Source organism: Pseudomonas sp. GW821-FHT03C07 (assembly GCF_059420925.1).
Map to the genome: position 1 here is coordinate 1 of NZ_JBWKUQ010000019.1, position 13,722 is coordinate 13,722.

Here is a 13,722-nt window from a genome sequence, read left to right on the forward strand (position 1 = left end):
GCGCTTCGGTCAGCCAGCTTTTGGCGGTCAGCTTGTTGCCACGGGCGGCGCGGATTTCAACGTCACGGCGCTTGGTAAAAGTGGCGGTAGGTTTCTGGGTATTCTCAGTCACGAAATAACTCCTCTGCGATCGTCCAAACCAGCCCAGGCAGTGGGCGAGCGAGCCTGTGGGGGGAAGGCCCCGGCACAAGCGGAAATTAGGGTGGTGCGTCGATCTCTCTACTGACTCATACGCACACATCTTTACTTGTACATACAAGCATATGCAATCAGGCGGCCAACTTGCAAATCGCGAGTGGAAGAATTTTTAAGAATAGCCCGCAGGGCCCGTGGGACGTGGCTTCTGGCGGAGAGTGAAATTGTAGGAGGATGACAGGCTGCAGGTAGGAAGCTGTTACCGAGACAGGATTTTGCGCCATGCTGGGGCGTTCGGTAACAAAATGGGACGGGCTGGATGCACCGTTCTTGTGGCGAGCGTAACTGTGGGAGCGGTGCTTGCCCGCGAAGCTTTTAGCGACCTCAAGGGCCTGTTCGCGAGCAAGCTCTGCTCCCACAGGGACCGCGCTCGGCCTTAGCTAAACAGCATTCTGCTCACCCACCTGTCAGGCGGGAGTCAGCTCAATCACACAACAACGCCCGGTCACCGCCACTTCCAGCAGCCCGTCGTTACTGTCCAGCTGCAGGCAATCATGCCGCCCCAGCATTTCATAGCCACTGTTACCCAGGCCGACATGCAATTGCTCGCTGACGCTGAAAATCAACAACACCGCCGCTGAACTGAAAAAGCGCTTGGGCTGCGCGGCATCGAGCCATTGCAGGCGCGCGCGGTAGCGATCCGGCGCATAGATCAGGTTGAAGTCGCGGATCGGTCCCTCGATCAGGCTGCAACTGACCTGGCTGGCACCGCTGAAGGCAAACGGGTCCAGCGGCAACAAGGCCCGCGTGCGCTGGCCATCCACCTGCAAGGTCATGCCCGCGCCTTGCAGCACGGTAATGATCCGCTCATAACCGGCAAAGGTGGAAAACCCGCCCGACTCGCCGATATCGGCAATCGACAGGCGCCAGCCGAAACCGTCCAGGCCCTCGCCCGCGTCCCGGGTGATTTCCTCGGTGCTGCCGCCGCCGTTCTTCCACGGCATGCGCGGGTAATCCGCCGCGCGCAAGACTTTCAACTGACTCATTTGCTAAAGCGTCCTTCCAGACGATGACGGGAACCGGGGTGGATCAGACGGGCGGCGGTCACCGGCTGACGACCGGACCAGGTCCGGCGACGAATCAGCAGGCACGGCTCGCCCGGCTCGATCTGCAACAACTTGCACTCCTCAGCCTCGGCGAGGATGGCTTCGACCACATGCTCGCCCTCGGTCAGCGGCGCGACCTGGGACAGGTAAGCGTAAGGCGTCTGCAGGGTGAAATCCTGCTTGAGGTAGTCCGGCGCCACCAGTGCGTTGACGAAGCGATCCTCGATCTGCACCGGGATATCGTTCTCGAAATGCACGATCAGCGAGTGGAACACCTTTTGCCCTTCACGCATGTCCAGAGCCACGGCACGCTCGGAACCAGCGGCCTCTTCGCCAAGGGTGATGATCTTGCAGGTGTGCCGGTGACCACGCGAGGCGATCTCGTCGGCGATGTTATGCACTTCGAACAGCGCCGACTGGCTCTTCGGCTCGGCGACGAAAGTGCCGACCCCCTGCATCCGCACCAGCAGGCCTTCGGCGGTCATTTCCCGCAGGGCCCGGTTGATCGTCATGCGGCTGTAGCCCAGCTGCTCCACCAGCTCGCTTTCGGACGGCACGCGGTAATGCGGCGGCCAGTTTCCGCTATCGATCTGCTGGCTGATCATCTGTTTGACGCGGGCGTATAGCGGCGCCGGACTATCGCCCATATGGGCAGCCAGCGAGTGGTTGGCAGGCAGAGTCGGCACGGGAAATCCTTGTTTGATTCAAAGATGGCTAGCTTGCCGGAGTTTACCGGGCACGCAAACGTCTGTATATGTATATACAAATAACACACGATGGGGTGCTTAACCATGTCCGCCTTCTTTGCCGAACGCGCGCTGCTGCCTAGTGGATGGGCCAACAACGTACGCCTGGAGGTCAACGCCGCGGGCGTGCTGACCCAGGTCCAGGCCGATTCCCATGCAGAAGGTGCCGAACGGCTGGGTGGCCCGCTGCTGCCGGGCATGCCGAACCTGCATTCCCACGCTTTCCAGCGCGCCATGGGCGGGCTGGCGGAAGTGGCCGGCAATCCCAACGACAGCTTCTGGACCTGGCGCGACCTGATGTATCGCCTGGTGGGCAAGATCAGCCCGGAGCAAATGGGCATCATCGCCCGTCAGTTGTACATCGAGATGCTCAAGGCCGGCTACACCTCGGTGGCCGAATTCCACTATGTGCATCACGACACCAATGGCCAGCCCTACGCCGATCCGGCCGAACTGGCCCTGCGCATCAGCCAGGCGGCCAGCGCCGCCGGTATCGGCCTGACCCTGCTACCGGTGCTCTACAGCCATTCCGGTTTCGGCGGCCAGGCGCCCAACGACGGGCAACGCCGTTTTATCAACAGCACCGAGAATTACCTGAAGTTGCAGGCACGTTTGCAGCCATTGCTCGCCAAACAGCCGGCCCAGGCCCTGGGGCTGTGCTTTCACTCGTTGCGGGCGGTGACGCCACAACAGATCAATGAAGTACTGGCCGCCAGCGACAAGCACTGCCCGGTGCATATCCATATCGCCGAGCAACAGAAGGAAGTCGACGACTGCCTGAGCTGGAGCGGTAAGCGTCCGTTGCAATGGCTATACGACCATGTCGAGGTGGATGAGCGCTGGTGCCTGGTGCACGCGACCCACGCCGACGCCGAGGAAGTTACGCGCATGGCCCGCAGCCGGGCGATTGCCGGGCTGTGCCTGACCACCGAGGCCAATCTCGGCGACGGAATTTTCCCGGCCGTGGATTTCCTCGCCCAGGGCGGGCGGATGGGCATCGGTTCCGACAGCCATGTGTCCTTGAGCGTGGTCGAAGAACTGCGCTGGCTGGAATATGGCCAGCGCCTGCGCGACCAGCGGCGTAATCGCTTGTACCGCGCTGATCAGCCGATGGTCGGCCGCACGCTGTATGACGCGGCATTGGACGGCGGCGCCCAGGCCCTGGGGCAAGCGATCGGTCGACTGGAAATCGGCAAGCGCGCCGACTGGCTGGTGCTCGACGGCAGCGATCCGTACCTGGCAACGGCCCAGGACGACGGCATTCTCAACCGCTGGCTGTTCGCCGGTGGCGACCGCCAGGTACGCGATGTGATGGTCAACGGCCAGTGGGCGGTGCGCGGTGGACGGCATGCGGGCGAAGAAGAAAGCGCCCAGGCGTTTACCCAAGTGCTGCGCGACCTGCTGAACTGAACCCGAAAACCTTGTCGATCACATCCCATGTAGGAACTGGCTTGCCAGCGATGAGGCCCTTGAGCCTTACGGCGCCGATTCGGACGCCACCGCCGGCAAGCCGGTTCCTACCAGGTGCGTGATTCAGTTGGGCATCTTCGCATCCGGGGTACGCCAGATCAGCCGGGTGGTGTCGTAACCCTGCTGGCGCGCCCGGCTCAGCAGGTCCTCACGAGTCTCCGCAGTGACCTTGGTCGTCCGTGACAACAACCACAGGTAGCGACGATTCGGATTGCCGACAATCGCCGTCTTGTAGTCGTCGCTGACATACAGGATCCAGTAATCGGCCTTGGCCACGCCAGGCAACATCGACGTGAACCAGTTATCGAACTTCACCCACAGCTTGTCGGTTTGCTCCGGCACCTGCGGCGTCGCCGTGCCCTTGGCTTCTTCCCAGGTCCACTGCTCGGTCAGGCAACGGTTGAACACCGCCATCTTGCCATCCGCCATCAGACTGTAGCGGGCTTCCGACTGCGCGCAATTGCGCTGGAAATACATCGGCATCCGCGCCAGCTCGTACCAGGTGCCCTGGTAACGTTTCAGGTCCACGTGACCTGCCGTCTTGGGCGCCAAATCGTCGCCGAACGTAGCGCAACCGGCCAGCAACAAGCCGGCCAAAAGAGTAACCACTAAACGCAACATTGTTCTTCTCCCGCGGGCGATCGCCCCGGTTTACTTCAGGCCTTGCCCGGAAAACATCAGGACTTTGTCACCGGCATACTGCACGCTGATAAAGCTGTTCTTGTTACCCCAGGTGCAACTGGACATGCCAAGCGCGCCGGAACAGTCCGAAGGTGAACCGAGCAGTTTCTCGACATCGGCCTTGGCCATGCCCGCGGAGATTTTCGAGTAGTTTTCCTGATTGACCTTGCTGCATGCGACCAACAGTACGCAGAACGACAAAAGGGCGAGAGAGCGCAACGACATGGGGGAACTCCTGGGGCTCAAAGGTGGGCACGGCTGCCTACCGCAAGCTTAGAAGAGAAAAGGGCCATCTGGTTCCCGAGCCCCAGCGCTTTTCTTACAGTGATTTCCTTCAAGGATTTTCAGCGGCTTTTTTTCAGCGAAACCGGCATTTCGTCGGCTTTGTCGGCCGAAAATTAATATTCAACGCAAAAGTGTCGACATATTCAGGTAATACCATTTCGCCTGTATGGAAGGCCCGTAGGCCGATGTTCAAGGCACTACGCCCCGCCATGGCGAACAATGGAAAAGCAGGACAAGGACTTCCGACACCGACGTTGCCCAAGAGAAATTGCCCCACAGGTCATAACCTGTGGCAAATTGACGCCCCCCGGTGACCAGCCCCCCCTGTGGACAGCCTATTTCATGACCAAAAACTTCAAGTTCAGCCATAAGATTCTGTTGGCGGCGGCCCTGGTGGTCGCAGTGGCGTTCGCCTGCTTCATCCTGTTCAACGACTACCGCCAGCGCGCGGCCCTGCGCCACAGCACCGAAGACTCGATGCAGGCGCTGGGCAGCCTGACCACCAGCAACATCCAGACCTGGTTGGAAAGTCGCATTCAGCTGCTGCAATCGCTGTCCCAGCAGATCGCCGCGGACGGCAGCTCCGCCGACAGCCTGAAACACGCCATCGGCCTGCCCGCCTATGCCAGCAACTTCCAGCTCAGCTATTTCGGCAGCGCGGAAGGCGTGATGACCTCGATTCCGGTGGGCAACCGTGCCGCCGACTACGATCCGCGTGCACGTGGCTGGTACAAGGCCGCCACCGCCGCCCAACAGACCATCGTCACCGAACCCTACATCGCCGCCTCCTCCGGCAAGCTGGTCATCACCCTGGCCACCCCGGTGCAGCACCAGGGCCAGTTTATCGGCGTGACCGGCGCCGATATCGACCTGGGCAGCGTCAGCGCCATCATCAACTCACTGAACTTCGGCGGCCACGGGCAGGCGTTCATCGTCAGCGCCGATGGCAAGATTCTGATTCACCCGGACAGCAAGCTGATCCTGAAAAGCCTTTCTGACGCTTATCCGACCGGGGCCCCGAAAATCAGTGCCGGGCTCAAGGAAGTCGAGGTGGACGGCAAGCAGCAGTTCATCTCCTTCACCCACGTAAACGGCGTGTCTTCGGTGGACTGGTACGTCGCCCTGGTGCTCGACCAGGACACCGCGTTCTCCATGCTCAGCGAGTTCCGGACCTCGGCGATCATCGCCACGGTGATCGCCGTGATCATCATCATCGCCCTGCTCGGCATGCTGATCCGCGTGCTGATGCAGCCGCTGCACCTGATGGGCCGCGCCATGCATGACATCGCCGAAGGTGAAGGCGACTTGACCAAACGCCTGGTCATCCACGGTCACGATGAATTCGGCACCCTGGGCATGTCCTTCAACCGCTTCGTCGAACGTATCCACAGCTCGATCCGCGAAGTGGCCTCGGCCACCGGCCAGGTCAACGAAGTGGCCTTGCGGGTGGTCAGCGCCTCCAACTCGTCGATGCTCAACTCCGACCAGCAGGCCAACCGCACCAGCAGCGTGGCGGCGGCGATCAACCAGCTCGGCGCCGCGGCCCAGGAAATCGCGCAGAACGCCGCCCTCGCCTCGCAGCACTCCAGCGAAGCTCGCAGCCTGGCCGAAGACGGCCAGCAGGTGGTGGATAAAACCATCAGCGCGATGCAACAACTGTCGGCCAAGATCAGCGATTCGTGCGGCAATATCGAAACCCTGAACAGCAACACGGTGAATATCGGGCAGATCCTCGAAGTGATTAGCGGTATTTCCCAGCAGACCAACCTGCTGGCGCTCAACGCGGCCATCGAGGCGGCCCGGGCCGGTGAAGCCGGACGCGGGTTTGCGGTGGTAGCCGATGAGGTGCGCAACCTGGCGCACCGCACCCAGGATTCGGCGCAGCAAGTGCAGAAGATGATCGAGGAATTGCAGGTTGGTGCCCGGGCAGCGGTGAGCATCATGACCGACAGCCAGCGTCAGAGCGAAAGCAGCGTCAGCATTGCCAACCAGGCCGGCGAACGGTTGGGCAGCGTGACCCAGCGGATCGGCGAGATCGACGGCATGAACCAGTCGGTGGCGACCGCGACCGAAGAACAGACAGCAGTGGTGGAATCGATCAACGTCGACATTACCGAGATCAACACGCTGAACCAGGAAGGCGTGGAAAACCTGCAATCGACCTTGCGCGCGTGTGCGGACCTGGAACAGCAGGCGGCGCGGTTGAAGCAGTTGGTGGGTAGTTTCCGGATCTGACGACCTACAGGACACAGCAAAACCTGTAGGAGCTGGCTTGCCGGCGATGGCGCCCGCTCAGGCGATGCAAGGCTCAATGGCCTCATCGCCGGCAAGCCAGCTCCCACAAGGTCCGCGCCTGGATTCAAAACCGGGTCAGAAGCGTGAACCCGGCTCCCGCAAAAACGCCACTTCCTCGACCGTGGACTCACGCCCGAGAATGGCATTGCGATGGGGAAAGCGCCCAAACCGGGCAATGACCTCGCGATGCCGTTCGGCATAGTCCAGATAATCGGCAAAGATCGCCCGATCCGCCTCCACCTGCTCCGCCAGCAGCGCCACAAAGCGCGACACCGCCTCATTCTGCACAGCCAAATGCTCGCAGTGCTCGAACACCAGGTAAACAAACACCCGCTGCATCGCCGACAGCCGCCGATCGAAATCCGCAGCCACGCCCTGTGCCACCAACGCCTGGGCGCGGGCATCACCGGAGAAAGCCTTGGGGGTCTCGCGGAAGATCATCCGCGGTAGTTGATCAAGCAGGATCACCAGTGCCAGCCAGCCTTCGGGACATTGCGTCCACTCGGCCAAATCGCCAGCCAGTGCCTGCTCGACCTGGACCCCGAAACGCTCGCGCGCCTCAAGGTCCTGGCTGTCACGCTTGCCGAACCACAACCGGCCCTTGTCAGCCACCATCGCGGCGGGTGTCCCGGCTGAACCGAACCACCACTCAAGCAAGGGCTGCCAGGGCGCGGACATGGCTTCAGCCCTTGTGGTAACCGGTGACCCGTTCCACTTCTTCCTTGGAACCGAGGAACACCGCAACACGCTGGTGCAGACCTTCCGGCTGGATGTCGAGAATACGCTGGTGGCCGTTGGTGGACGCGCCGCCGGCCTGTTCCACCAGGAACGACATCGGGTTGGCTTCGTACATCAGGCGCAGTTTGCCCGGCTTGGACGGCTCGCGGCTGTCGCGCGGATACATGAACAGGCCGCCACGGGTCAGGATACGGTGCACGTCCGCAACCATCGCGGCGACCCAGCGCATGTTGTAGTTCTTTTTCAGCGGGCCTTCTTCGCCGGCCAGCAATTCGCCGACGTAGCGTTGTACCGGAGCTTCCCAGTGACGCTGATTGGACATGTTGATCGCGAATTCCTGAGTGGAAGCCGGGATCCTGATGTCTTCATGGGTCAGCACGAAGCTGCCCATTTCACGGTCAAGGGTAAAGCCTTTCACGCCATCACCCAGGGTCAGTACCAGCATGGTCTGCGGGCCGTAGATGGCATAACCGGCGGCGACCTGCTCGGTACCTGGCTGCAGGAAGGCCTTTTCGTTCAAGGCTTCGTTCTGGCTCAGGTGTTCATTCGGGCAACGCAGCACCGAGAAGATAGTACCGACCGGTGCGTTGATATCGATGTTCGACGAGCCGTCCAGTGGGTCGAATACCAGCAGGTAGGCGCCTTTCGGGTATTTGCCCGGGATCTGGTAGGCATTGTCCATTTCTTCGGACGCCATGCCGGCCAGGTGACCGCCCCATTCGTTGGCTTCGAGGAGGATTTCGTTGGAAAGCACGTCGAGCTTCTTCTGCACTTCGCCCTGTACGTTCTCTGTCCCCATGCTGCCCAGAACCCCACCCAGCGCGCCTTTGGAGACGGCATGGCTGATTTCCTTGCAAGCACGCGCGACCACTTCGATCAGGAAACGCAGATCGGCAGGCGTGTTGTTGCTGCGGGTCTGCTCAATCAAATAGCGACTCAAGGTAACGCGGGACATGGATGGCTCCGGAGATGGGGGGGGCTGAAAACCTGCTCAGTTTAACGCGAGTCGACATGTATTGCCTCCTGTCAGACCGAGTTCCGACACGGAGAGTTCAAGGACCGGGTTGCGCGTAGTCCAAAAGCACCGGAATTCTTCGGTCCCCGACCATGACACGAACCTTGTGGGAGCTGGCTTGCCAGCGATGAGGCCAGTGAGCCTTGCATCGCCTTATCGGCCGCCATCGCCGGCAAGCCGGCTCCTACAAAGTTCCAGGCAAGGTGCTTATACCTGCGGTTTGCGCAACAGGCTGAAGGCCATTCCGGCCAAAGCGGCCACCCCCAGCAGCAGCACCGCCCACAAGCCGATCTTCTTCCAATCGGTGCCCAGCGCAACCGGCACCACCGGCGGCTGCAGCGTGGTCACCGCGCCGCCGCTGGCCGTGGCCTTGCCCAAGCCCGCCAGACGCTGCGGACTGTAATCGGGAATCAAGGTCGACAACGACAGGTTCGTCGCCTTGACCGTCGGATTGCCCAGAGCCAGGGAAAACGGCGGCTCGCCACGGGCCAGGAACACCAATTGGGTGCCGCGCACCGCGAAACGCAAGGTCGGCGCTTGTGCGCCCAGGCCACCGCCGCGCTCATCGACCACCAGTTTCAATTGCGCCACGGCCCGCCCGGGCAACTGCAACTGGTCCTGGACCACGTCCTGGCCATTCTGGGTCAGGCGATAGAGCAAACCGCTGCTCAGCGTCTGCCAGGCTGCATTGCCGTCCTGACGCCCGTACAAGCTCACCGGCGCCAGGCTGTTGGCCTGCGCCAGCTCGACCCGCACCTGCTCAAGGGGCAGGCCGAGCGGTAGCTGCCAGGTGTATTCGCCAGCCTTGGCGCTCGTCCCGGCCAACGGCTGCGACCATAGCAGCGGCAACGGCAGGCTGCTGGTAGTGGAACTGGCCAACTTTGCCGAACTGAGCACCGGCGCCGTCTGCGGCGACTGCCACAACAGCCGCAAGTAACGCGCCGACAACCCCGGCAAGGCAACTTCATGCTGCTCCACCCGTTCGTCGGCAAAGGACAAACGCGCCACCTGCCCATCGCCCCAGGCCTGCCAGTGCTGCAAGTCGTCGCTGGCCTCGATGCTGAAACGCTGGAAGCCGTCGCGCTCGCTGCTCCAGTCCAGTAGCAACTGCTGCAACGGCGTCTTGATCGCGCTGGCATCCAACAGCCAGCCGCGCAGCACTTCTCCGCCGGCTTTCAACTGACCCGCGGGGCTCACCTCGACCAGGGTGCCGTTGGCCGACGACTGGACCCGCACGCTCGGCGTGGCCTGGGGCGCATCGGCCGAGTTGTACAGCGGGAACCACTTCACATCCGTCAGGCTATGGCTCTGGGTCGCCTGCGCCTGCTCCCGCGCCAGGGCATAGGCCTGGGGCTCGCCGGCGGCGTTGAACACCCGCACATCGCTGAGGTCGGCCTGGCGCGCGCGCAACTGCAGCGTCAGCGGCAGCTCCAAGCGATACCAGGGGCCCTCGCCACTCAGGGTCAAGGGCACCTGGGTGCTGTAGTCGGTCGGTTTTTCCTGAGCGAACGCCGACAGCGCCGCACACAGCCCCATGATGCCCAACCAGCACCGGCTCGAGTTGCCCATCAAGACGACACCCCTTCAGTTTCCGCAGTCTCCGGCTCAGGGTCCGGACGCTTGGGTGGCAACGGCGCAAAGTAACCGACCACCAGCAACAGCACGCCCACACCGATGAACGAGACAATCCGCGCCAGTCCGCCACGGTTGCTCAATTCGACAAAGAACAGCTTGGCGACCACCACGGCGATCAGCGCCGCGCCCACCAGCCAGACCTCGCGACGATGGCGCAGATGCCCGCCGATCATCAGGCCCAGGGCAATCAGGGTCCAGGCAATCGACAGGCCGGCCTGCACCTGCATCGACGCCAGGAGGTCATCCAGGTTGAACGGCACACCGCCCCAGTGGTGCGCGGTACGCATCACCAGCGCGCTGATAAAGGCGAACAGCGAAAGCCCGGCGACGGCCTGGGTGACCCACTGCGCATAGTCGCGGCGTAACGCCCATTGCGCCACGGCGCTCTGCGACCAGAGGTAGATCCCCAGCAGGGCAAACATCAGGCCCAGCTCCAACGGGTTGAGCAGCGGCACATAAGGCAGCGGCTCGGCCTGACCGTCGCTGAAGGTATTCGCCAGCCAGAACCAGGCCAACATCAGCCCAGCCAGGGGCAAGGCAGCATAGAGGCGATATTCGCGCGGGTACGCCGCCACCGGCCATGGCCACTGGCGTGGCGCGGCCATCAGCACCAGATAGAGGCTCGGCAGGATCGCCCAGCCCAGCCAGCGCCAGGCGTTGTAGTGTTCGGACAGGCTCATCAGAGCAAAACGCAACTCCAGCGCCAGCACGCCGAGGATCAGCCAGCAGCCCAGCACATGCGCATAACTCAGGGCCCGACCTGGCAGGATCGGCGCCAGGCGGCGCAAGGACAGCAGGTGCACGACAAACACCGCCGCCCAGGCCAGCCAGCCATAATCCGCCACCGGGTGATAAGCCGGGTACCAGGCGTCGTAGAGCACCGCCAGCGCAACCGGTGTCAACAAGCTGCAGAGCCGGCCCAAGGTCGGCCAGTTCAGCCGCGAGGCCAACAGTGTCCAGAGCGCCACACTGGCCGCGGCCAGCCCTAGCAACGCCTGGGCCTGGAGATGCGCCGGGACAAACCGCAGGATTTCGCTGACCCAGGCCAGCCCCCACCACAACGCGCCCCAGACCAGCAGGACATTGGACAGGCCGGCCAGGCTCAGGGCGTCGAAGGCCGCGGCCTGGCGGCCACGCTGCAAGCGCCAGGCGCCGATCATCGCCGCCAGGCTCAGCACCATCGGCGTCCAGAAACCGCTGTGGGCCAATGGCCGCAGACCCTCGGCGGACAGCGCGCGGAACAGCTCCGGCTCGGCCATGAGGAACGCCGCGCCGCCGATCACCTGCAACAGCAGGCCAAAGACGAAACTCACCCGCTGCTGCAAATACAGGCTCAGCCAGATGATCAACAGGCCGCTGGCGGCCCAGACCCCACTGGCGGTTTCCCACGGCAGGACGAACAGCACGGCGAGGTTGATCAGCACCAGCCCCGCCAGCAACACCACAGACAGCCCGCGCAGCAGGCGCACATCGTTGCGCACCATCTCGTCGCGGGCCGCCAACAGCATCCCGGCGATCAGGGACAGACCGATCAGCGAAGCGCTCATCAGGCCGCTCCAGCCGGCGTTGAACACCGCCGTCGAGTCGCCCTCGGCACCTTGCAGGCGCAGCAGGAACAGCGCGCCGCCGAGCAGTTGCACGGCAAAGGCACTGAACAGGAAACTGCGCGATTGCAGACGCAGGCCGACCAACAGGGTCGCCAACCCGGCCAGCGCCCAACTGATCGCCGTGCCCTGGGTGAAGAAGAACAACGGCGCCAGCAGGTAGAGGAAGGTCAGGCCGCTGCAGGCCAGCACCGGTGCCAGACTGCACTCCCAGGACGAGAGCTGCTCAGGCAGCGCCTTGCGTACTTGCTGGAAGCTGAACAACAAGGCCCCACCCAGCAGCAAGGCGCCCAGCGGCGCGCCGTCCAGCAGGCTGGTTTCACCGAGTTGCAGCTTGCCGAGAAACGCCAGCGCCGAACCGATCTGCAACAACAGGGCAAACGCCCGGGCCAATGGCCGCTGTTGGCGCAGGCCAAGCCAGAAGATACCCGCGCCTTCCACCGCCCAGGCCGCGGAGGTCCAACGGGCATCCAGGCCCAGCGGGATCGCCAGGCTGGCGAAGATCACGCCCAGGGCCAGGCAGGTTTCCCCCAGCAGCAAGGCGCGACCGCCAGCGAGTATCCGCGCCAGCCCCATGTAGATAATGCCCAGGGCCAGGGCACTGAATGCCGCCGCGAACGGCAGATGCTGGACCACCGCGAATTGCAGGCCGAAGCCCACCAGCGGCGGGCCGAACAGCATGGCGCCGTCGACATAGTCGCCCTGGCGGGCCGACCAGCGCAGCAGCGCTTCACGGCTGTCGTCCTCGGGCCCGGCGGCCATCTCGCGCAATTTACGCCGGGCGAACAGCAGGCCGATCGCCAGGTACATCAGGAAGAACAACACCAGGAAGGGTTCAGTGCTCCACAGCAACTCCGGTTTATACGAACGCAGGCCCCAGGCGAAGCCGATCCCGAAGGTGCCGACAAAACCGATCAGGTTGAGCAAGCGCCAGGTCTTGAACCAGGCGATCGCCAGGATGCCGGCGTTGAGCAAGGCAAAATAGCTGAACAGCGCCACATGGTTGCCGCTGCCGGTGGAAGTCAGAATCGGTGCGGCGAAGCCGCCCAGGGCGGCAGCGGCGGCCAGGCCGAGGGCATCCTGGGTGATCGCGAGAATCGCCGAGAACAGCGTGACCGCCACCAGCAGACCGAGGGCCGCCGACGGATCGAGCAGCGGATGCAGGCGCATCGCCGCAAACACCGTCAGGTACAGCACCGCGACCCCGGTGCCTTGCAGCATCAATGCGTAGTTGCTGTTGCGCAAACGCAGCCACCAACCGAGCCCGAGCAGGCCCAGGGCACAGGTGGCGACCCCGGCGTAACGCGCCTCGATCGGCACCACCATGCCTTCGGTGGCATACCGCAGCAGGAAGGCCAGGCCGAGGAACAGCAGGAGCACACCGACACGCAACACCGTATTGCCGCCGAACAGCCAGTTGCGCGCGCCGGCCAGGGCACGCTCGACCAGGTTCGGTTCGCGAGGGGCGCGAGGCGCTTGTGGCTCGCGGGAGGCGACCATGACCGGTTCCGGCGCCCAGGCATCGACCTCAGGAGGTACATTTTCGGAACGCGGTGTTTCGCGCTGGGGCTCCTGGAGTTCGACCGGCAGTTCCCAAACCAACTCGGGAACGGCGCGCAGGGCTTCGGGGATCGGTTCGGCGGCTTGTTCTGCCTGGGCTTGCTCGGCGACCGATGGTGGCGCCTGCTCGGCAACCTCGGGCGTCACCTCAGTGAGCAACGGGGCAACCGACGGTTCCGGCGCCCTGCCCGAGGCGATTTCGAGCTGGCGTACGCGCAGCTCGACAGTCGCCAGGGCTTTTTGCGCCTGTTCCAGTTGAAGCACTTGCTCCGCGGCCCGCCGGCCCAGGCTCATCAGGCGGAAACTCTGGCCGATACCCAGCCCCAGCAGTGCACCGATCAGAGCGTCGGTGAACACCGAGTCCACCAGCCAGCCCAGCGCCAGGCCCACCAGCATCAGAATCCATTGCATGCGCGATATCCCTATGCGGCGTCCGAAAATATGCCGCGTAG

At 63.3% G+C, this 13,722-nt stretch carries 11 protein-coding genes and 1 pseudogene; 3 read left to right on the forward strand and 9 right to left on the reverse strand.

The window, feature by feature from the left end:
- The 3 genes from AC07VG_RS26795 to hutC all read right to left on the reverse strand — a co-directional run.
- Positions 1 to 112: hypothetical protein (locus AC07VG_RS26795; RefSeq protein WP_495004755.1), on the reverse strand; the 112-nt coding region annotated here is incomplete at its 3' end.
- A 490-nt stretch (positions 113 to 602) separates the two neighbouring features.
- Positions 603 to 1,181, reverse strand: a complete 579-nt coding sequence (locus AC07VG_RS26800) for a HutD/Ves family protein (RefSeq protein WP_495004740.1) — start codon at positions 1,179 to 1,181, stop codon at positions 603 to 605.
- Positions 1,178 to 1,888, reverse strand: coding sequence for a histidine utilization transcriptional repressor HutC (gene hutC / locus AC07VG_RS26805; RefSeq protein WP_152737845.1), 711 nt, complete (start codon positions 1,886 to 1,888; stop codon positions 1,178 to 1,180). Before hutC ends, AC07VG_RS26800 begins: the two co-directional genes overlap by 4 nt.
- 144 nt (positions 1,889 to 2,032) lie before the next feature.
- Between hutC and AC07VG_RS26810 the strand changes: the two genes are divergently transcribed.
- Positions 2,033 to 3,397, forward strand: coding sequence for a formimidoylglutamate deiminase (locus tag AC07VG_RS26810; protein WP_495004741.1), 1,365 nt, complete (start codon positions 2,033 to 2,035; stop codon positions 3,395 to 3,397).
- A gap of 123 nt (positions 3,398 to 3,520) precedes the next feature.
- On the opposite strand, the gene AC07VG_RS26815 is transcribed toward AC07VG_RS26810, so the two are convergent.
- Positions 3,521 to 4,078 carry a lipocalin family protein gene (locus tag AC07VG_RS26815; RefSeq protein WP_495004742.1) on the reverse strand — a complete coding sequence of 186 codons (558 nt, stop codon included), beginning with the start codon at positions 4,076 to 4,078 and terminating at the stop codon, positions 3,521 to 3,523.
- A 30-nt stretch (positions 4,079 to 4,108) separates the two neighbouring features.
- Positions 4,109 to 4,363, reverse strand: a complete 255-nt coding sequence (locus tag AC07VG_RS26820; protein ID WP_103495495.1) for a hypothetical protein — start codon at positions 4,361 to 4,363, stop codon at positions 4,109 to 4,111.
- 402 nt (positions 4,364 to 4,765) lie between these two features.
- On the opposite strand from AC07VG_RS26820, the pseudogene AC07VG_RS26825 reads away from it, so the two are divergent.
- Together AC07VG_RS26825 and AC07VG_RS26830 are read left to right on the forward strand one after the other, a co-directional pair.
- Positions 4,766 to 5,800: pseudogene (locus AC07VG_RS26825) on the forward strand (HAMP domain-containing protein); the annotation flags it as partial.
- 93 nt (positions 5,801 to 5,893) lie between these two features.
- Positions 5,894 to 6,658: a methyl-accepting chemotaxis protein gene (locus AC07VG_RS26830; RefSeq protein ID WP_495004756.1), complete on the forward strand. Its 765-nt coding sequence runs from the start codon at positions 5,894 to 5,896 to the stop codon at positions 6,656 to 6,658.
- A gap of 135 nt (positions 6,659 to 6,793) precedes the next feature.
- Here the strand turns inward: AC07VG_RS26830 and AC07VG_RS26835 are convergent, their stop codons facing one another.
- The 4 genes from AC07VG_RS26835 to AC07VG_RS26850 form a co-directional block, all read right to left on the reverse strand.
- On the reverse strand, positions 6,794 to 7,396 hold the full coding sequence (locus tag AC07VG_RS26835; RefSeq protein ID WP_495004743.1) for a DUF924 family protein: 603 nt from the start codon (positions 7,394 to 7,396) through the stop codon (positions 6,794 to 6,796).
- Positions 7,397 to 7,400: 4 nt separating this feature from the next.
- Complete coding sequence (locus AC07VG_RS26840; protein ID WP_495004744.1) at positions 7,401 to 8,411, reverse strand: class 1 fructose-bisphosphatase; 1,011 nt, start codon at positions 8,409 to 8,411, stop codon at positions 7,401 to 7,403.
- Positions 8,412 to 8,678: 267 nt separating this feature from the next.
- Positions 8,679 to 10,040 carry a DUF3999 domain-containing protein gene (locus tag AC07VG_RS26845; RefSeq protein ID WP_495022199.1) on the reverse strand — a complete coding sequence of 454 codons (1,362 nt, stop codon included), beginning with the start codon at positions 10,038 to 10,040 and terminating at the stop codon, positions 8,679 to 8,681.
- Positions 10,040 to 13,681, reverse strand: a complete 3,642-nt coding sequence (locus AC07VG_RS26850) for a DUF2339 domain-containing protein (RefSeq protein WP_495022200.1) — start codon at positions 13,679 to 13,681, stop codon at positions 10,040 to 10,042. Before AC07VG_RS26850 ends, AC07VG_RS26845 begins: the two co-directional genes overlap by 1 nt.
- Between the last annotated feature and the right edge of the window lie 41 nt (positions 13,682 to 13,722).